Annotated in this window: 15 protein-coding genes; all 15 read left to right on the forward strand. The window is 33.4% G+C overall.

The window, feature by feature from the left end; genetic code table 11:
* The first annotated feature begins 6 nt into the window (after positions 1–6).
* The 15 genes from BMY96_RS08155 (at position 7) to BMY96_RS08225 (ending at position 22374) form a co-directional block, all read left to right on the forward strand.
* Positions 7–2337 (forward strand): GH92 family glycosyl hydrolase, encoded by a 2331-nt coding sequence (locus BMY96_RS08155; RefSeq protein WP_092851195.1) that lies wholly within the window; start codon positions 7–9, stop codon positions 2335–2337.
* A 122-nt stretch (positions 2338–2459) separates the two neighbouring features.
* Complete coding sequence (locus BMY96_RS08160; RefSeq protein WP_092851197.1) at positions 2460–3479, forward strand: LacI family DNA-binding transcriptional regulator; 1020 nt, start codon at positions 2460–2462, stop codon at positions 3477–3479.
* 218 nt (positions 3480–3697) lie between these two features.
* Positions 3698–4402 carry an RraA family protein gene (locus tag BMY96_RS08165; RefSeq protein ID WP_092851199.1) on the forward strand — a complete coding sequence of 235 codons (705 nt, stop codon included), beginning with the start codon at positions 3698–3700 and terminating at the stop codon, positions 4400–4402.
* 37 nt (positions 4403–4439) lie between these two features.
* The gene (locus tag BMY96_RS08170; RefSeq protein ID WP_139205232.1) at positions 4440–5900 is read left to right on the forward strand and encodes a sugar porter family MFS transporter; all 1461 of its coding nucleotides are present in this window, start codon (positions 4440–4442) and stop codon (positions 5898–5900) included.
* 1 nt (position 5901) lies between these two features.
* Entirely contained in the window at positions 5902–6318 is a 417-nt protein-coding gene (locus BMY96_RS08175) for a hypothetical protein (RefSeq protein WP_092851203.1), read from the forward strand.
* 11 nt (positions 6319–6329) lie between these two features.
* Entirely contained in the window at positions 6330–7127 is a 798-nt protein-coding gene (locus tag BMY96_RS08180) for an SDR family NAD(P)-dependent oxidoreductase (protein ID WP_092851205.1), read from the forward strand.
* 17 nt (positions 7128–7144) lie between these two features.
* Positions 7145–8233, forward strand: a complete 1089-nt coding sequence (locus BMY96_RS08185; RefSeq protein WP_092851207.1) for a lactonase family protein — start codon at positions 7145–7147, stop codon at positions 8231–8233.
* A gap of 29 nt (positions 8234–8262) precedes the next feature.
* Positions 8263–9417 carry an extracellular solute-binding protein gene (locus BMY96_RS08190; RefSeq protein WP_092851209.1) on the forward strand — a complete coding sequence of 385 codons (1155 nt, stop codon included), beginning with the start codon at positions 8263–8265 and terminating at the stop codon, positions 9415–9417.
* Positions 9404–10183: an enoyl-CoA hydratase/isomerase family protein gene (locus BMY96_RS08195; protein WP_092851211.1), complete on the forward strand. Its 780-nt coding sequence runs from the start codon at positions 9404–9406 to the stop codon at positions 10181–10183. The genes BMY96_RS08190 and BMY96_RS08195 overlap by 14 nt, the downstream gene beginning before the upstream one ends.
* Positions 10173–11360: a CaiB/BaiF CoA transferase family protein gene (locus BMY96_RS08200; protein ID WP_092851213.1), complete on the forward strand. Its 1188-nt coding sequence runs from the start codon at positions 10173–10175 to the stop codon at positions 11358–11360. Before BMY96_RS08195 ends, BMY96_RS08200 begins: the two co-directional genes overlap by 11 nt.
* A 6-nt stretch (positions 11361–11366) precedes the next feature.
* The gene (locus BMY96_RS08205; protein ID WP_092851214.1) at positions 11367–12437 is read left to right on the forward strand and encodes a mannonate dehydratase; all 1071 of its coding nucleotides are present in this window, start codon (positions 11367–11369) and stop codon (positions 12435–12437) included.
* Positions 12438–12889: 452 nt separating this feature from the next.
* Complete coding sequence (locus BMY96_RS08210) at positions 12890–14821, forward strand: endo-beta-N-acetylglucosaminidase (RefSeq protein ID WP_092851215.1); 1932 nt, start codon at positions 12890–12892, stop codon at positions 14819–14821.
* Entirely contained in the window at positions 14822–15463 is a 642-nt protein-coding gene (locus BMY96_RS08215; protein ID WP_245750568.1) for a copper homeostasis protein CutC, read from the forward strand. It abuts the gene before it with no gap.
* A gap of 1033 nt (positions 15464–16496) precedes the next feature.
* Positions 16497–19178, forward strand: a complete 2682-nt coding sequence (locus BMY96_RS08220; protein ID WP_092851217.1) for a glycoside hydrolase family 3 protein — start codon at positions 16497–16499, stop codon at positions 19176–19178.
* 40 nt (positions 19179–19218) lie between these two features.
* Positions 19219–22374, forward strand: coding sequence for a SusC/RagA family TonB-linked outer membrane protein (locus BMY96_RS08225; protein WP_092851218.1), 3156 nt, complete (start codon positions 19219–19221; stop codon positions 22372–22374).
* Positions 22375–22393: the final 19 nt, after the last annotated feature.

Consider the following 22393-nt stretch of genomic DNA (forward strand, 5'->3'; position numbering starts at 1 on the left):
ACTTTTATGAAGACTAGAATAATAAATATAAAACTCATTTTATTGATGGTTTTTTTCGTGTCGAGTTGCACAAAAAAATCAAAACAAAAAGCACCAATTCACGCAGTGGATTACACCCAATATGTAAACCCATTTATAGGAACCCAAAACGAAGGACATACATTTCCAGGAGCAACAACGCCCTTAGGAATGGTGCAACCAAGTCCAGAATCTTATAATATTCATTACAAAGGCTATGAAATGGATCATATTGCTGGTTATCAGTACAACGATCCCTGGTTAATAGGCTTTACTCAAACACATTTAAATGGGGTTGGGTGTCCTTCTATGTCCGATATTTTATTACAACCTTTAAATACAGATACTATTAATAGTGAATCTAGATTTAACTATAAATCTACATACACCAAAGACTCTGAAATAGCCAAACCAGGTTATTACAAGGTGTATTTAGATAATTTTAAAGTGCAGGTAGAGTTAACTGCTACAGAACGAGTGGCGTATCATAGGTACACTTATGACAATGAAAAAAATGCAAAACTATTGATAGATTTACAATACGGCGTCTCTTGGGATATCAATGAAATTCCTTTAAATATTTTAGAAGCTAATCAACAATTTGAAGACGACTATACGTTAACTGGCTATAGAAAAGCTAGGGTATGGGCGCCCAGAGATTTGTATTATGTAATCAAATTCAATAAGAAAATTGTAAAAAAGCAAGAGCTAACACCACCAGAAAACAAAGGTGAAAAGGCACCACGCTATATTCTTGATTTTGATATGCAAGGTGCTACAGTTCTTGAAGTAAAAATTGGAGTATCTACAGTAGGAATAGCAGAGGCTAAAAAGAACTTAGATACAGAAATAAGTACATGGAATAGTTTTGATTCCATTAGAGCAGCAACCAACAAAAAATGGAATGACATATTAGCAAAGTTTCACTTAAAAGCAAACGAAGATAAAAAAGTAGCGTTTTATACTAGCTTGTACCATCTTTATATTCAACCTAATAATATTGCAGATGTAGATGGAAGATTTAGAAGTGCCGATTCGGGTGTGCAAAATGCAGCCAGTGGTAAATACTATTCAACATTGTCTCTCTGGGATACGTATCGTGCGGCAAACCCTATGTACACAATTCTTAGTCCAGATTTAGTAAGCGATATTAATACCTCTATGCTTGATAGTTATAAATTTATGACTGTTGATTCATTAAATCCTAAAGAAGCTAATAAATACTTACCAAGATGGCAACTTTGGGGACAAGAAACACATACTATGGTTGGTAATCATGCTGTACCTGTAATTGTTGATGCTTATTTAAAAGGCATAAAACCAAAAGGTTATAGTGATCAGGAAATTTTTGATGCTGTTTGGACATCTTTAACCAAACCACATTATCGCAATCATGTAGAATTGATAGATTCCTTTGGATACATTCCTTACGATGTTAAACTGTCTAGTATTGATGATGGTAGAGAAACGGTGTCACGTCTTTTGGAGAATACATACGACGATTATGCAGGGGCTTTACTTGCTGAAAAACTAGGAAAACAAAAAGAGGCTGACTTCCTTAAAAAAAGAGCTACTTATTATAAAAATGTATATAATAAAGAAAGTGGTTTTATGCGAGGTAAAAATGCTAAAGGAGAATTTAAAAAAGACATAGATTTATCTGAGGTGGTTGGCGAATGGCTAAAAGGTTCAGATTTTACAGAAGGTAATGCATACCATTATCAATTTCATGTCTTACACGATATTTCAGGTTTGGTTGATATTATGGGGGGTAAAACAGAATTTGGAAAAAAACTAGACAATCTATTTTATTCAGAATTTAAGCCAGAGGTTAAAACTCTGGTTTGGAATATTCATGGTACGTACGGGCAATATTGGCATGGAAATGAACCTTGTCACCATTTGCCTTATTTGTACAAATATTCAGATAAACCCTATAAAACAGATAAAATCATAAAAACACTAATTGATGAATATTATTACACAAAACCAGATGGTTTGATGGGGAATGACGATTGTGGGCAAATGTCTGCATGGTATATGTTTGGTGTACTTGGTTTTTATCCAGTAAATCCAACTGGAGGACAATATATTTTAGGAGCACCGCAGGTAGAGCAAGTGAAAATTAACCTTCCAAATAGAAATACATTTACCATAAAAGCTAAAAATTTAAGTGATACCAGTTTTATTGTTGAATCTGTAACCCTGAATGGGGAGGTATTAAATAGAAATTATATCACCCACGAAGAAATTATAAATGGAGGCGAGTTAGTATTTGAAATGACAGAGGAAGCCCCTTTGCTTAAATATTTAAATTAATAAGCAATAATATTTAAGGTGTTAGATATGAATAAGTTAAATTTAAATACATTTTTTTGGGAAATTAAAATCAAATTTACTTTATTTGTATAACTTTAACTAAACCGTTTTAGTTCTACTTAATGAAAAAAGTGTACCTTAAGGATATTGCAAAAGACTTGAATGTTTCCAAGACAGCTGTTTCGCTAGTTTTGAATGGTAAAGGAAACGAAAATAAAATAAGTCAAGAGACACAACAAAAAATTATAGAATATGCTAAAAAGCATAATTATATACCAAATCAGTTGGCTCGAGGCCTTAGTAGAGGTAAAAGTGAAACTATAGGTTTAATTATTCCTAATATTTCGGATACGTTTTATTCCAAAGTAGCAGGTGTAATTGAAAGAAAGGCTAAAGAAAACGGATATACGGTGCTTTTTAGTAGTTCTTATGAAAATCCTGAAAAGGAGGGAGAATTGATACAATCTATGTTGAATAGGCAAGTAGATGGGTTAATTATAGCTTCGACGCAACAAAACCAAAAAGAGATTGATTTTTTGAAAAAAGAAAAATTTCCGTTTGTTCTTTTTGATAGACATTACCCTAGTAAGAATACGGATTATGTGGTTGTAGATAATTACGATGGAACTAGAAAGATTACAGAGCACCTTTTAAATCTTGGGAGAAAAAAAATAGGGCTAATTACGTTAAAACCAGGTTTAGAGCCGATAGCACAAAGGTTATTAGGTTATAAAGATGCATTAGCTACATTTAATATAGACCTAGATAAAGATTATATTTTCGAAATTGAACGCGAAGAATATATACATGAGATTGAAAAGGCTATACAAAGTTTAGTTTTAGGTAAAAATCCTATAGATGCGATTGTTTTTTCAACTCATTATTTGGCATCTCAAGGTCTAAGATTACTTAAAAAATTAAACATAAGCGTACCAGAAAAGGTTGCTATTGTAAGTTTCGACGAACTAAGTGCTTTTGATATTGTAGATCCACCTATTACATCTGTAATTCAGCCTATTAATAAAATAGGTTGTTCAGTAATAGATATTTTGTTAAATAAAATAGAAGGAATTTCAGAACAAGGAACTAAAGGCATCGTTTTAGAAACAAAACTCGAAATTAGGCAGTCTTGTGGTCAATAAGAACGGTAAATCAATAATTTTAAACCTTAACTAAACCGATTTAGTTAAATGTAGGTTATTTTTATGAAAGCTTATAAAATAAGGATGTAAAAGCATTTTTAGAAATTTAGAACTATAGCTAGAAGTTAATAATGTAAGTCTTAAAATTAGAATTAGTGTTATTAAACCTTCTATAATAATATAAAAACAACTAAGTAACATTTCTTAATTAAACTAATATGAGCAGTACAAAGAAAATATGGAAAAATGATAAAGAGCTATTCAGTATAGCTAAATCAGAATTATTCGTTGCCTTAGTAGGCGATATTTTAGATACACTTGGTTATCAACATCAATTTCTTCCACCAAGTATAAAACCTTTAAATACAGATTTTGTTTTAATAGGAAGAGCTATGCCTGTGCTAGAAGCGGATGTTTTTGAAGAGTCTTCTAAAAATACTAATAACCCTATGATGAAAAAGCCTTTCGGGATTATGTTCGAAGCTTTAGACGATTTAAAGGAAGATGAAGTTTATATCTGTTCAGGGTCGTCTCCAAGATACGCACTTTGGGGCGGGTTAATGAGTACAAGGGCTTTAAAGCTTAAAGCAGCAGGTGCTGTACTTCATGGCTATTCTAGAGATACTAATGAAGTTTTAGAACTTAATTTTCCAACCTTCTCTTATGGCGGGTATGCACAAGATCAAGGACCACGAGGAAAAGTGATAGATTATAGAGTGCCAATTGAAATTGAAGGTACACGCATAAATCCAGGAGATATTATTTATGGAGATAGGGATGGTGTAATTGTAGTGCCTAAAGCTGTTGAAGAAGAGGCATTTATGGGTGCTATAGGAAAAGCTAGAGGCGAACAGTTAGTTAAAAAAGCTTTAGAAGAAGGTATGAGTACTGTTGACGCTTATAATAAATTCGGCATTATGTAAAGTAAAATGCAAACTAACTAAACTAAAACCACATATTATGAGTACTAAAAAATCTAATTATTTATTAGGTATCAGTTTTGTGTCTACCATTGGAGGATTTCTGTTTGGATACGACACAGCTATAATTTCTGGCTGTAATTCGTTTCTAGAACAGCATTTTCAATTGTCTGCAGCCATGTTAGGTTGGGTAGTATCATCAGCACTATTAGGAACCATTTTGGGCTGCGTAGTGGCAGGGTCTATAACAGATAAATTTGGAAGGAAAAAGGCACTTATTTTAGCGGCACTTTGTTTAACAATATCTGCTTTTGGTTCCATGTTGCCGCCACAATTTTTAGGTAATTTGGATAACAATTTTTGGATAACATCAGATGTTACTACATCTTTTAATTTCTTAATAGTAGTCAGATTAATAGGCGGTATTGGTGTTGGTATAACATCTGTAGTGGCACCAATTTATATTTCAGAACTTTCTAAACCAGAGAATAGAGGTAAAATGGTGTCTTTATATCAGTTGTCCATTACTTTAGGTATTTTATTAGCCTTTTTAATAGATTGGATTGTATTAAGTAGTGCAGGCGATGCGGCAGGGGTGATTACTAACGAGCCATCTTCATTTTGGAACTGGTTATTTGTAGATGAGTTATGGCGTGGTATGTTTGGTACAGAAGTGCCTATTGCATTACTATTCTTAGGCTTACTTTTTATAGTGCCAGAAACCCCTAGATGGTTAATTACTAAAGGGAGAAAAGTTGAAGCGTTAGCGATAATGGAAAAGATACTTGGAAAAGAAGAAGCACAACTGGAGATGAAAGAAATAGAGGCTCTAGAAAAAGAAGAGACAGGAGGTTTTAAAGAATTATTTCAACCGTTTTTAAGAATTCCACTTTTAATAGGTATTCTACTTCCAATGTTTGCGCATTTAAGCGGTATTGCAGCAATAATGTACTATGCACCAAATATTATTAACGAATCTGTAAAAAGTGTAGAAAGTGCTTTTTTAGGTGCGGTTTTAGTGGGGGTTGTTAATAGTGCATTTACGTTTGTAGCCATTTCTCAGATTGAAAAGTTTGGTAGAAAAAAACTACTACTTATAGGAGTTGTAGGCGCTTTTATTTCACTATCTGGTGTTGGTATATTGTTCGCTATGGGGTCACAATATGTTATCATACCGTTACTAATGTACGTTGCAAGTTTCGCATTCTCATTTGGTCCAATTGTTTGGGTTATTATTAGTGAGATTTTCCCTACTAGAATACGAGGTTTAGCGGTATCTATCGGAAGTTTCTCATTAATGGTTACTGGTTTTGTAGTCACGCTTACCAATCCTGTTTTAATAGAAACTATTAATGCTTCTGGAACCTTCTTTTTGTATGCCTTTTTAACCATGCCAGCCATTTGGTTTATATGGAAATTTGTTCCAGAAACAAAAGGAAAAACTTTAGAAGACATAGAAAAACACTGGCATTCATTAATTAAGTCTAGAAACAAATCATAATATGATAGAAATATATAAAATAGAGGGCGATGGGTACCATCCTTTTTTAATACGAGAAGGATGGCAAGTAGCTCAGCTTAACTATCAGGAAGAACAGCATATTGATAATATAAAAAAACTAGATGTTCATCTAGAAACAGATGAGGTTTTTGTTTTAACAAAAGGAAACTCAGTATTAATTGCTGCCAAAATAGAAGATGGAGAGCCCGTTTTTGAATTGCAACTCATGGAACAACATAAAGTTTATAATATCCCACAAGATATGTGGCATAATATAGCCATGGAAAAAGGTAGTGAAGTTATAATTATAGAAAAATCGAACACACACATTTCTGATTTTGAGTTTTTTCCATTAAATAACGATAAACAAATTGAATTAAAGGAAAAGGTTAAAACTCTTTTTAATACAGTAAAGTAAACATAAGCAACATGAAACATATTGATTTAGCTGGAAAAACAGCTTTAATTACTGGGGGAAGCCAAGGTATAGGAGCCGAAATTTGTAAGCAACTAGCAGCTTGTGGTGCAAATGTTTTTATAAATTATTACAGTAATAAAGAAAAGGCAGAAGTTGTTGCCGAAGAGATAAGAAAGTCTTTTAATGTAAAAGTAGCCATAGGTAGAGCAAACGTATCTAAATCTAAAGAGGTTAAAGCTATGTTTAATAAACTAGATGAAGAACTTGGCAGTTTAGATATTTTAGTAAATAATGCTGGAAGTGAAAGCGTAGAGCATGTTTTAGATTTAGAAGAAGACGAATGGGATAGAGTGCTTAATATTAATTTAAAAGGTCCTTTTTTGTGTGCTAAAGAAGCGGGGCGAAGAATGGAATTAAAAAAATCTGGGGTTATCATAAATATTTCATCCATTCATGATGCTGTACCAAGAAAAGGATTAATTCATTACTGTTCTGCAAAAGCGGGTTTAAAAATGTTTTCAAAATGCTTGTCTCTAGAATTAGCAGAAAGTAATATAAGAGTGGTTTCGGTAGCTCCCGGAGCTATAGAAACTAATATGAATAGAGAAGAAATTAACAAATTTGGTCGAGAAAAATTCAACAATTGGATTCCATCTGGTCGCGTTGGCAATGTTACAGAAGTTGCAAATACTGTAGCCTTTCTTGCTAGTGATATGGCAGCCTATATAAATGGTTCAGACCTTTATATAGATGGTGCGTATATGAATCATACCATACAGTATGACCCCAGACCGCCACGTAAAAAATAATAAATCATAATTTATTTATGAAACTGATTCTCTTAACATTAACGCTACAAAGTATGGCAATATTCTATACAGGAAGTTACACGCAAGCGGGTGCACCTGCCGAAAACCCAACAGGTAAAGGTATAGGGTGCTTTCAACTAAATTTAGAAACAGGAGAAATTAAAAACCTGCACTATACAAAACAGCGTAATCCTAGTTATCTTACAATTTCTGAAGACAAAAAATATCTATATGCTCTTGAGGAAATGTTTGAAAACTTAAACCCTAAAGTGTATGCGTATAAAATTGAAAAAGATGGGGCATTAACGCTTTTAAACTCACAAAAAATAAATGGGGATTATGCATGTCATTTAGATATAATTGAGGATAAACTAGTGTTAGCTAATTATGTTTCAGGAAATTTATTGTCTTTTCCAATTTTAAACGATGGGAGTTTAGCACCTTGTTCGCAAGAGATTAAACACAAAGGTACAGGGCCTAATACAGAACGACAGGAAGCTGCACATGCCCATATGGTATATCCTTTTGGAAAAGATAAAATGTACGGAGTAGACTTAACTTTAGATACGGCCAAGGCATATCAACTAAATCCTATTTCTAAAAAATGGGAGGCTAAGCCAAATCTTGATATTACCATTGAGAAGGGTAGCGGTTCAAGGCACATGGTTATGGATAACACCGAAGATTTTGCTTATATATTAGGAGAGTTAACAGGTGGAATTTCTGTGGCTAATCTACAAGGAAGTAAACCCGAAATTGTGCAAAAACTAAGTTTTATTCCAGAAAATCATACAGGAGCTATTGGTGGCGCAGCTATTAAAATGCATCCAAACGGCAAGTTTTTGTACGCTTCAAACCGAGGCTCAGAAACTATTACAATATTTAGAATTGATGATACCTCTAAACAATTGAGTTTATTAGGATATCAACCTACTTTAGGAAAAACAGCAAGAGATTTTAATATAGATAAAACTGGAAATTGGCTTATTGTAGCAAATCAAGATTCAAATGTATTGGTAGTATTTCAAATTCATTCAAACACTGGAATGCTTAAAGAAAAATCTAAGCTAGAAGTACAAACACCAGTAAATATTTGCTGGTTGTAAATTAAAAAATTAAATAATCATAATATAAAATGATTGAACTTAAAGGTATAGCATGGGACCACCCACGAGGGTATGAACCTCTAATTGCAGCATCAAAGGCATTCAAAAAAGTAAATCCGATGATAAACATCCAGTGGGATGTGCGCTCGCTAAAAGAATTTGGTGACATGCCGATAGAGGATTTAATTGGTAAGTACGATTTTATAACTATTGACCATCCTTATATGGGGCAAGCCGATAAAAATGGATTGTTACTTAAATTAGAAACATGTGTATCTTCAGAAGCATTAGAACTATTAAAATCTGACGCTTTAGGTAAATGTTATGATATTTACCATTACAATAGCTGTTTCTATGCAACGCCTATAGATGCGGCGGCTTTAGTGGCTTCATATAGAAAAGATCTTCTTAAAAACACAGGTTTAAGCTTGCCAAAAAACCGTGATGAACTTAAAGGGTTTTATAAAAAACTACCATCAGAGTTTTCAATAGCATGGGCACTATGTCCAACCGATATTTGGTGTACATTTCTAAGCCTTTGTGCTCAGAATTATGGTAAAGATTTTATTCAAAATCAACATATAAATTCGCAAGTTGGAGTGGAGGTATTAGACGATATAAAATTTCATGTAGCGCATAGTCATCCAGAGTCTTTAAATTGGAATCCTATTCAAATATTAGACAGCATGGGTAATGAAGATAAAATCATTTATTCACCCTATTTATTTGGATACACCAACTATTCCCGAAAAAGTTACACCAAAAATATCGTGCATTTCACCAATAGTCCAGTTGGCCAGCAGCAAAACGTGTCAACGATAATGGGAGGTGTAGGACTAGCAGTATCAGCTTTATGTAAGCAACCTTCTTTAGCTGCAAATTTTGTCATGTATGCGGCAAGTGCAAATATTCAAAAAGGTGTTTTTACTTTAAATGGGGGGCAACCTGCAAGTAAAACTGCTTGGGAAAATGCAGAGAACAATGAGCTATGTAATAACTTTTTTAAAGACACTAAGTTAACTATTGAAAACGCTTATATACGTCCACAGCATCCAGGGTGGAATCAATTTCAGGAGCATGGTGCAGACATTATTCATGAAGGGATATTGAAAAATATCAGCTCTGAAATTATTATGAAAGACTTAAACGAACTTTATAAATCAGTTGGTAATGAAGACATTTAAAACTATAAAGGTTGAAACCACAGGTAAAATAGCGGTGTTAAAATTTAACCGCTCCTTACAATTAAATGCCATGAATCGGCTAATGATGGATGAAATTGTTGAAGGTATTAAATGGATTAATTCAAATAATGAAGTAAATGTCGCTGTTATAACGGGAGAAGGAAGAGCGTTTATGGCGGGAGCCGATATAAAAGAGTATGGTAGTCAAACTGCAGAAGAGTTTGATGCATTTCAAGAAAAAGGGATGCAATTGTATGATGCTATAGAACATGCATCAAAACCATGGATTGCTGCCGTAAACGGTTTTGCGCTAGGGGGCGGCTTTGAAATTGCTTTGTCTTGTGACATGATTGTAGCTTCAGAAGATGCCAAAATGGGATTACCAGAAGTGTTTTTAAGTTTAATTCCTGGTGGAGGTGGCACACAACGCCTAATTCAAAAGGTAGGCGTTAATCGAGTTAAAGAAATGTTGTTTTTAGGAGGGCAATATGATGCTAAAACTTTAAACAATTGGGGTGTTGTTAACACTATATTTCCAAGTGATAATTTTCAATCTCAAGCCATGGATTATGCAGGTAAATTATCAAGGCGACCACAACAATCTATTGCGCAGTTAAAACGCTTAGTAAACTTAAGTATGACGGCTACCCCTTTTGAAGAACGTATAAACAATGAAGCACGCACCGTTAAAAAATTGTACTTACATGATGATGCTCAAAAAGCTATTCAAAATTTTATAAAAAAATCAGAAAACAATGGAAAATAACGGACCATTAAAAGGATTGGTTGTTGCCGATTTTTCACAATTAGCACAAGGCCCTTGGGCAACGCAGATGTTAGGAGACATGGGTGCAGAAATCATAAAAATAGAGCCTCCCAAAGGCGATTGGATGCGTCACTATGCTTATGGAAATCTGTATCCAAAAGGCGAAAGTATTTCATTTATTAGTTTCAACAGAAATAAAAAAAGTATTGCACTCGATATCAAAACAGATGAGGGCAAACAAATAGCAAAAGACATTATTGCTAAGGCCGATATTCTTTTAGAAAATTTCCGTCCAGGAGTTATGGAGCGTTTGGGTTTAGGCTATGACAATATGAAAGTACTAAACCCTAAATTGGTGTATTGTTCAAGCTCGGGTTACGGTGCATCTGGCCCTTATTTAAAACGACCAGGACAAGATTTACTGGCGCAATCTATAAGCGGTGGCCCATTTTTAAATGGAAAAAAAGGAGATTTACCAGTAGTGACTGCCGTTGGACAAGCAGACTTATTAACGAGTTTGTTTATTGTACAGTCGGTTTTGGCAGCTATTTATTCGCGTAGCGTTACAGGAAAAGGTCAAAAAATAGAAGCTAATTTACTGAGTTCGGCAGTAGGGTTTCATACTCAAGAAATTACGGCGTTTTTACATAAAGGCGAAAACCCTGAACGTAGTGAAAGTGGTATTCCAAATCCTTGGCTTGGAGCGCCTTATGGATTGTACGATACAAGTGATGGCTATATTGCTATAGGCATGAATACTGTGCGCAAATTAGCCCAGGTCATCGGTTTGGATAAATATGATAACGAAGCATTTAATTCAAATAATATTATAGAAGGAAGGGATGATATTCGTAATGATTTCAATGCTGTTTTTAAAACAAAAACTACTACCGAATGGTTAGATATATTATTAGCAGAAGATATTTGGTGTTCCCAAGTTAATAGTTTTAAAGAGATGGTAGAAGATCCACAAATAAAGCATAATAATATGATTTTGGAGTACGAACACCCAACAATAGGTAAAGTAAAAACTACAGGTTTTCCTGTGCAATTTAGTGATACGCCACAAAAAATTGATAAACCTGCTCCACTATTAAATCAACACGCCGAAGAGATATTACAACACTTTAGTAGCTATACAGATGAAGAGATTAAAGCATTTTTAAAACAAAAATAGTATAAGATGAAATTAGGATTTGGATTATACCGTCACATGCTCAATGAGCAGCATTATAAGTTTGCAAAACAATGTGGTGCTACACATTTAGTGGTACACATGGTAGATTATTTTGGTAATACAGACAACAGTAAATCTAACGCCAACCAGCCTATTGGTGGCGATAGAGGTTGGGGTAAAGCAGGTAATGGCGAGCTATGGACTTTAGAAGACCTTCTTAAAATTAAAAAAGAGATAAATAGTCACGGTTTAGAATGGTATGCTATAGAAAATTTCGACCCTTCTATTTGGCATGATATTCTTTTGGATGGCCCCAAAAAAGAAGCACAAATAGAATTGGTTAAAGAGCAGATTCGTATAGTTGGAAAAGCAGGAATACCTGTTTTTGGATACAATTTTTCTTTGGCTGGCGTATCTAGTAGAGTTGAAAAACCATTTGCTAGGGGAGGCGCTGTTTCTGTTGGGATGGAAGGTTCAGTAGACGAAAAACCAATACCCAATGGCATGGTTTGGAATATGGTTTACGATGAAAATGCGCCAGAAGGCACCGTAGAACGCGTATCTCATGATACACTATGGGAACGCTTGCAGTATTTTCTAGATGAAATTATTCCTGTTGCAGAAGAAGCGGGTGTTAAAATGGCTGCTCACCCAGATGACCCACCAATGCCCTATGTTAGAAACACACCACGATTGGTATACCAACCAGATATGTACCAACGTCTTATAGACATGCAACCTAGCGAAAGTAATAATCTTGAATTTTGCTTAGGAACCATTGCAGAAATGACCGATGGTAATGTATACGAAGCAACAAAACAGTACAGTAAACAAAATAAAATTGCTTATATTCATTTTAGAAATGTAGTAGGCAAAGTACCTAATTATAAAGAAGTATTTGTGGATGAAGGAGATATAGATATGTTTAAAATATTAGAAATTTTAAAACAGAATAGTTTTGAAGGTATTCTAATTCCAGACCATACACCGCAAATGAGTTGCGATGGTTCATGGTACGCAGGTATGGCTTATGCTATGGGATTCATGAAAGCAGCTTTAAGGGCTGTGAATGAATAGTAATTGCAAAATCTAAAATTATCCTTTTGGAAAGATTTAAATCGATGTTATGTGAACAAGAAAATGTAAACACAACATATATTTATTTGGAATACCTTTAATAAGTGTTTCTCGTCTATTTTCTGCGGAATATTTTAGTGTTAATTGATTTATAAATAACTTGTTAAACGACCAAACGCTTTTAAAAAAATTAGTATTTTAATGATTTTTTTAAAATAGGAAATATCTTTGAGGTGTTTTGTTTTTGCGTTACAAGAGCGTTGGTTAGAAACCAGTAAAAAAGTACTATTTATAAAAAAGTTGTAGGTGTGCTAGAGGAAAATTTAATCTTTTTCCGTAACTACTAGAAAAAAAACACCAACCCTAGGTAAGAAGATGGTTTGGACTAGAAATCAAATAAGGTAAAGTGTCGCCGTAGTATATATGTAAACTATTAAGAATGTATTATTAGTATGAAGCAATTTAAAACTCCATTTCAGATACTTGTACTAGTTGTTTTCTTTAATTTTTCAAATGCTCAAAGAAAACTTAGTAAGCATCAGCCATTTTCGTCATATTGGTTTATAGATGAATTATTGAAATGGCAACCAGAAACGGATATCGATACCAAATTCAATATAAGTCATTTGCCGCTACAAGAACGATTTATAGATAGTACAACACAACTACGTCCAGTACTTAGTACAAAGCCATCTATAGTTTCGTTAATTGCACCTTACACTACAAGTAATAATCCATCACAGGGGTTTCAATCTGTAGCGCAATATGCATTTCCATATTGGCAATATATAGATTATTTGGTGCAATGGGGAGGTTCAGCTTTTGAGGGGATTATAGTTACACCTACGTCGTATTGGATAGAATCTGCTCACCAGAATGGTGTTGAAATTTTAGGAACTGTCTTTTTTCCGCCAAATGTTTATGGCGGTAAAGAGGAGTGGGTTCGGGAATTTTTACAACAAGATGCTAATGGCAATTTTCTAGTGGCCGATAAACTCATTGAGGTTGCCCAGATTTATGGTTTTGAAGGCTGGTTTATCAATCAAGAAACCAATGGTATGCAACAAAAAGAAGCAAATTTGATGCAAGATTTTTTAAAATACTATAAAAAAAAATCAAGCAAATCACTAAAAATTATGTGGTATGATGCGATGATAGAAGACGGGCGTGTTATTTGGCAAGATGAGTTAAATCATCATAATAGTATGTATTTTCAAAATGAAGATGAAAAACTATCAGATATTATGTTCCTGGATTTTGGTTGGAGCGAAACACAATTGGAAGATTCTCATAAACGTGCAAAAGAAATTAATAGAAGTCCGTGGGAGTTGTTTTCAGGCATAGATGTGCAAGGTAAAAGCTATAAAACGCCAACGAACTGGAAAGGGCTGTATAAAAACGAAAAGCCTTATACAACATCTATTGGTTTGTATTGGCCAAATTCTACATTCAATATAGCTAAAGACAAACAACCAGAATCCGTTTATGTTGAGGAACAAAAATTTTGGAACGGTACTATTATAGAAGAAGATGTTCCTGCTTGGCAATCTAAAGAATGGAAAGGGTTTTCAAAATATATTCCTGCACGTTCGGTAATTAGAGAGCTTCCTTTTATTACAAATTTTAATTATGGGTTAGGTCGGTTTTATAATGAAGAAGGTTTTTCCGTATCAAATAAAGAATGGCATAATTTAAGTATTCAAGATATTTTACCTACATGGCAGTGGCAGGTTGATACAACTATGGTTAAAGCTAATTTCGATTTTACAGAAAGTTATACGGGAGGATCTTCTGTTAAGTTTCAGGCAGTAAAAAGTGTTAAAAACATTAAAATACCTTTATATAAAACAGCACTAGAATTATCGGGTAACGAAATGTTGTCTTTTGCCACTAAAGGTTCAGGAACATTAAGTATAGTAATTTATACCAATAACGGTTCTCAACAGTCTTTTTTAGCAGGACCATATCAAGATTGGACTAAAAGTCAATTTAGTTTATCAGAATTAAAAGGAAGTAGAATTATTAAAATTGAAGCTATGTTTACAGGAAATAAAGATGAGTTTGTAAACCTAGGTTCACTCACAGTGACAAAAGCTAAGGAGCTATCTATAAAAAAGCCAAAGATAAAGGTAACTCCCTTTATTAATAAAAATGAAATAGAGATTTATGTGCATATAGACGGTGATAAACGAGCTAAATTTCACAATATTTATTACCTAAATAATAATCAAAAAATATGGCTAGGTAAAACAAGAAGTACAGATTATTACGTGGCTCCTTTTGAAATAAAAAACAGTATAAACGCTATAAAAATTCTTGTAGAATCCATAGCAAAAGATGGAACAAAAAGTAAGGTTTCAAGAAGTGCAGTTTACTTAAAATAAATGAATCAAATTAATTATTCATACATTAAAGAAGCTTGTGTAGAAGGTTTACAACAAGCCATTAATGCAGAAAAACAAGGAGCAAATAGAATTGAATTGTGCGCCTGTTTAAATTTGGATGGACTAACGCCAAAGATAAGAACAATAAAAGCTGTTAAAAAAGCATGTAGCATTCCAATTAGAGTCATTATTAGGCCCCGTGGTGGCAATTTTATATACTCTAAAACGGAGTTAGACATAATCAAATCAGAAATACAACAATGTAAGTCTATAGGAGTTGAAGGCGTTGTGTTTGGATTAACAACTACTACAGCTGAATTAGATATATCTAAAATTGAATTATTGACAGAGCTTGCCTTTCCTATGAAAGTTACCATTCATAAAGCTATAGATACAGTAAAAGACCCAATAGAAGCCACAAAACAACTTATGAAAATAAAAGGTGTTAATACGGTACTAACCTCTGGAAAGGGAAATACATGGCACGAGGGGAAAAACTTAATAAAACAAATGATGAAAGTAGCAGGAGATAAATTACAGATTATGCCCTGTGGAAAAGTAACAAACTTAAATTTAGCATTAGCACACGAAATTTTGAAGGCTAAAGCGTATCATGGTAAGTTAATTGTTGGAGAGCTATAAAAGTAACTCAATTAAGTAGGTATACAGTTAGTGATGATAATTTTTATATTGGCTATGATATTGTTATTTACTTTTAAAATAGAATAATACTATCCAATAGAAAAGGAGTTAAAAAAAGATTATATTTATCGATAAGATTAAAGAAGATTAGCCCTTTTTTATTTTAATGCTTTTTAAGTAGTGATTAGGGAAATCTACTTTTACATCTCACAGTTAGTTTTATTAGTTGTCAAATTAAAGAAAAGAAAGATATAGGAAGTGAGATTTCTAATGCCTTAAAATTCCATTGTTAAAGTTGAAAATGTTATTTCTGCAATATGGTATTTGTGAGGATGGTTTAAAACTAATAACAAAGAGCTATAGGAATTATTTTGTAAAAAACTAATAAGTAGGAAAGTAATACCAAGGGTTTGCCGGTGTTAGTTTATTCCATAAAAATAGTGTTAAATAAAAACTAGCATTAGTTTAAACCTGTATAGGGAATTTATATTAGGCGTACTTAAATAGAACAGCTTCAAAGCAGCTTACCAAAAACGATTGTTTGTCTCTAATCAAATAATTTAAAAGTATTTTTAAACAACAATTAAGGACTAAACTAAAAGGAAATAATCCAAATGTTTAATTAATTTAAGCTAAAAATTGGTTGAAGGCCAAATAATAATCAATCAAAAATTGTAGGGTTAATATTGGTGTTTTTTAACTTGAAAATAGTAATGTTTCTTAAGGATTTAACTTTTTAATAACACATTTGTAATATTAAATAGGTAATTATAACATATGTAGCATTTTATATCTCTAGTGATGCGTTTGGCCTTTTTAATGACTAATTGCAACAATTCTTTTAGTACTTGCTCTATAAGTATTATTTCTATCCTTATATATTATATACATTTATTTTAATATTTTTTGTGAAAATAGAAGGCATTAAAAAAAGAGCTTTTAAAGATTTTCTTATAAAGGTTTGTGTTTTCTATTAAACCAAAAGTATAGAAACTAACAATTAATTTATTTACAATAAAAAACATTTCATTAAATGAACATTAGTAATTACTATAACCCACAGTTTTTAATTAAGCTTTCAAAAATTTGTTTAATAATTTTTGCCTTTTTTTTTGTTTCGTGTAATAAAACCAAAACAGACGAGCAAACAACAAATTTTACTGCTTTTAAATTTTATAACACCTCTTTGCCTATTCAAGAAAGGGTAAGTGATTTAATAAACCAAATGACACTAACAGAGAAAGTATCACAAATGAGATACGACGCTCCTGCTATTAGTAGGCTAGGAGTGCCTGCTTATAATTGGTGGAACGAGTGTTTACACGGTGTTGCAAGAGCTGGTGAGGCGACCGTTTTTCCGCAAGGTATTGGCATGGGGGCTACATGGAATACATCTCTAATTTTTGAGATGGGGACTGCAGTATCCGACGAAGCTAGAGCAAAACATCACAAATTTATTTCTGAAGATAAAAGAGGTATTTACCAAGGTTTAACATTTTGGACACCAAACATTAATATTTTTAGAGATCCACGTTGGGGAAGAGGTCAAGAAACTTATGGCGAAGATCCGTATTTAACTAGTAGAATAGGAGTTAATTATATAAAAGGACTTCAAGGAGACGATTCTAAATATTTAAAAGTTGTAGCCACGGCAAAACACTTTGCTGTACATAGTGGACCAGAAAAATCTAGACATCAAGATAATTATCAAACTTCTAATAAAGATTTATTCGAAACTTATTTACCTGCATTTGAAGCCGCAGTAAAGGAGGCCAAAGTACATTCTGTAATGTGTGCTTATAACCGCTTTAGGGACCAGGCCTGTTGCGGTAGTAATCTGTTGTTACAAAAAATTCTTCGAGACGATTGGAGTTTTGAAGGTTACGTAGTTTCCGATTGTTGGGCGATTAATGATTTTTGGGAACCAGAAAAACACGAGCTTGTAAAAACCCCAGCAGAGGCCAGTGCCTTAGCAGTTTCTAGAGGAACAGATTTAAATTGTGGAGATTGTTATGATCCAAATTTAAAAGAAGCTGTTTTAAAAAAAATGGTAGATGAAGAAAAAATTGATTTAGCGCTAACTAGGTTAATGACAGCGCGATTTAAACTAGGTATGTTTGATCCTGAAAAAGATGTAAAATGGTCGAAAATCCCTTATAACGTCGTCGCTAGCCAAAAGCACTATGATTTGTCTGAAAAAATAGCAAAAGAATCGATAGTGTTGCTAAAAAACCAAAATAATACGTTGCCTTTAGGTAAAAACATTAAATCTATTGCAGTAATTGGGCCTAACGCAAATTCTAAGCAAGCTTTACTAGGCAATTATCATGGTACCCCAAAAAAATACAATACACCATTATATGCTATAAAAGAAAAGTTACCCAATGCAACTATAAATTATGCGTTAGGAAGTGATATTGCTATTGGCTGGCCAATGTTGAATACAATACCTTCTGCAGTGTTAAAAAATGGTGAAAAAAATGGTTTAAAAGGAGAGTATTTTAGAAACAAAAATTGGGAAGGAATTCCAGAAGTTATTAAAAACGATACTATTGTAGATTTTATTTGGACCTTAAAAAGACCTTTAGAGAACTTAAAAACCGATGAGTTTTCAGTAAAATGGACAGGGCAATTAGTACCTAACGAAAGTGGTAAATATAGAATAGGGCTAAAAGCTAGTAGCGCAGGTAAACTTTATTTTAACAATGAGTTGAAGTTTGATTTTAAAGACGACCACGAACCAAAAACGAAGTATTTCGATATTGCTTTAAAAGCAGGAGAAGCTCACGATATAAGAATAGAATACTATAACTACCACTCAGATCCTCAAGCACAATTTGTTTGGGCAAAAATGGATCAAGATTTATTAACACCAGCTCTAGAAGCCGCAAAAAAATCGGAAGTTGTTGTACTGTGCTTGGGACTATCTCCAGACATTGAAGGAGAGGAAATGCCTGTGCTATTGGAAGGTTTTGATAAAGGAGACCGTTCAGACATTACGCTTCCTAAAACACAAATTGAATTAATGAAAAAAGTTTATGCCCTTGGTAAACCAACAATCTTAGTTTTAATGAACGGTAGTGCGTTGGCAGTTAATTGGGCCGCAGATAATGTTCCTGCAATTATAGAAGCATGGTACCCGGGCGAATTTGGAGGAAATGCTCTTGCAGATATTTTGTTTGGAGACTACAACCCTGCAGGACGACTACCAATAACATTCTATAAGTCTGTAAAGGATTTGCCAGATTTTAAAAACTATAGTATGAAAAACAGAACCTATAAATACTTTAAAGGAGATCCTCTTTTCCCTTTTGGACATGGTTTAAGCTACACAAATTTTACATATAGTAAATTAAATATTCCGGATACCATTAGTATAAATAATAACTTAAATATTAAAGTAGAGGTTAAAAATACAGGATTAGTTGATGGTGATGAAGTTGTTCAGTTATACATTTCACATAAGCAACAAGAAGATGCAGCAATAAGAACTTTGGTAGGTTTTGAAAGAATTCATTTAAAAGCTGGAGAAACTAAAACAATAAGTTTTAGTATTAGTCCAAAACAGTACGCTTTAATTAATAATGAAGGTGTTAATGTGCTAAACACAGGGTCATTAAACGTAAGTGTTGGAGGAAAACAACCGGGCTTTAAGGGTGTAGCAGATACTACTACTAGTAATGTATTAATAAAAGATGTTACATTAATAAACTAACAATAAACAAACTAAATTAATAACTTAAACTATAATTAACATGAAGATGAAGTTTAAATTGGCAGTCATTACCATAGTAATGATTTGTACACAAAGTGCTTTTTCACAAACAAAAACTGTATCGGGGTCTGTTACCGATGAGTCTGGAATGCCCTTGCCTGGGGTAAACATTCTAGTTAAAGGAACATCAACAGGAAACATAACCGATTTTGATGGAAAATATACTATTAGTAACGCTAGCCTTAATAATATTCTTGTATTTACTTACTTAGGATTTGCAAAAAAAGAAGTGCTATACAAAGGTCAAAGTATATTAAATGTTACCTTGTTAGAAGATACGTCAGAATTAGACGAAGTTGTGGTAATTGGTTATGGTACATCTAAAAGAAAAGATTTAACAGGGGCTATTTCCTCTGTATCTGCAGATGAGATTAGAGATCAGCCTTTTACATCTGTCGATCAAGCTTTAATTGGTAAAGCAGCAGGTGTTACGGTTTCCCAAAACTCAGGAGCCCCTGGTGGTGGTGTCTCTTTAAAAATAAGAGGTGTTACATCCATTAATGGTAATGAACCATTATACGTAGTTGACGGGACACCAATTTTTGCAGATAGAAATAACACATCTTTAGATTTAGGTACGGCTACAGGAGGTGGATCCGGCCAAAATGTTAATTCTGCTTTAGCAGGTTTAAATATGTCCGATATAGAGTCTATTGATATATTGAAGGACGCATCTGCTACAGCAATTTATGGTGCCAATGGCTCAAATGGTGTTGTTTTAATAACCACTAAAAAAGGAAGTAAAGGTAAGTCAACGGTTTCGGTTGATAACTATACAGGTATACAGTCGGTCGTAAAACATATTGATATGATGGATTTACAACAATACGCTCAATACACGAGCGACCTGCTAAAATCTGATAATAGAGAGGTTCCTTTTGAGTTCCAAAACCCTAGTTTGCTAGGTAAGGGTACAAATTGGCAAGAAGAAATTTTTAGAAAAGCATTAATAACCAATAATCAGGTTTCTATTTCCGGAGGAAAAGATAATACGCGTTATTATACATCCTTAGGTTATTTTAAACAAGATGGAGTTATTGTTAATACTAGCTTTGAAAGAATTTCTATGCGTCTAAATATAGATACAAAAGTTAACGACTGGCTTAAGGTTGGTAACAATGTATCCTTAAGCAGCATAAATCAACGTATTGTTAAAAACGACGATAGAGGCGGTATAGTATCATCGGCTTTACGTTTAAGCCCATTAATACCAGTAAGATATCCCGATGGCAGTTTTGGAGCTCCCGGTGGTGGGGTAAATGGAGCAGCCAATAATTACGAAGCTGTAAACCCAGTTGCATATTCAGAATTTGTAAACAATCGAGATAAAAAGTTCAAAATAAACGGAAATTTATTTGCAGAAATTAAACTTTTAAAACCGTTAACTTTTAGAACAGAACTTGGTTACGATTTAAATGCTGGAGATGGTCGAGTTTTTATTCCTACTTACAATAACATAGGTACTGCTGCCAATGAGGTAAATTCTTCGCTTAAGCAACAGGATCAAGGTTATTATTGGAACGTTAAAAATTATTTAACTTACAATCAAAATTTTGATAAACATAGTTTAAATGTGGTTTTGGGACAAGAAAGGCAAAAAAGTGATTTTGAATACATACGAGGGTCCAGAAGAGGACTTGAAGGAAACAACCAATTTGATAACTTAGTGTTGGGTTTAAAATCTACCTCTGAGGTAGATAATCAAAGTTTTGCTTGGGCTATGCAGTCTTACATTGCGAGAGCTAATTATAATTATAACGATAAATATTATTTAACAGCATCGTTAAGAGCTGATGCATCTTCAAACTTTGGGCCTAATAATAAATGGGGGTATTTTCCTGCCGTTTCAGGTGCATGGACAATATCCAACGAAAATTTTATGAAGTCGTCATCAAGTACCATAAATTATTTAAAATTGCGTGGAGGCTATGGTGAGGTAGGTAATCAAAATATTCCAAGTTTTTTATATCAAACACAGTTTTCAGCGGTACCTTCATCGAGTGGGCTATCTTATATTTATTCTGTAGATGGAAACCCAGATATAAAATGGGAAACTCTAAAATCAGTAAATATTGGTTTGGAAATTGGTTTGTTAGATGATGCCATTAAATTGGACCTAGATGTATATCAAAAAAAATCTTCAGACCTACTAATTCAAAGACCGGCTGACGACAGAACCGCTGGTAGAGTTTTACCTTTTGAAAATGTAGGTGAAATGCTTAATAAAGGTATTGATATAACTTTAAATACTAGAAATTACCAAACAGAAGATGTATCGTGGAATTCCACTTTTATATTCTCAACATTTAGCAACAAACTAACAAAGTTTTATGATGGTACAAAACCACTTACAGCAAACATTCCGCAGTCAGATGGAGAATTGCTTTATAGTTATGTAGAACAAGGAAAGGCGTTAGGGCAAATATATGGTTTTGTAACCGATGGGATTTTTAGAACTCAAGAAGAAGTAGATGAAAGTGCAGTTCAGGTGCCAGGAAAAACCAGTGTAGGAGATATTAAATTTAAAGACTTAAATAACGACGGAGAGATTACTCTAGCAGATAGAACCTATATTGGTTCTGCGCTTCCAAAATTTACTTTTAGTATCAACAATAGTTTTAGCTATAAGAATTTCGATTTAAGTGTGGTATTAAACGGTTCTTATGGAAATAAAATATACAATCAAAATAGGTTTTATACCGAAGCACTACGTTTTATAGGAGAAAATCAAACAACAGATGCATTAAACCATTTTGTTGTAAATTATTTGCCAGACGGAGTTACTCTAGATGACGCCGCAAATTTAGCTCAAAACACAAATATTCCAAGAATTGATTTAGGAAATGGAAACTCAAATACTCGCGTTTCCGATCGATTTGTAGAGGATGGATCTTATATTAGAATTCAAAACATAACCATGGGGTATAATATTAATCAAGGTATTTTGAGTAAAACAAACTTCTTTACTAAAGCAAGAATATATCTTTCAGGACAAAACTTATTTACGTTTACAAAATACTCTGGTCTAGATCCAGAAATTGGAAGCCGAAATTCAGATATAAGATACGCTGGCTTAGACGTGGGTAGATACCCTTTAGCAAAAACAATAACGCTAGGTGTTAATCTAGCTTTTTAATAACATTAAAATTGATTAT

It is taken from the genome of Algibacter pectinivorans (assembly GCF_900112595.1).
Classification (GTDB): Bacteria; Bacteroidota; Bacteroidia; order Flavobacteriales; family Flavobacteriaceae; genus Algibacter_B; species Algibacter_B pectinivorans.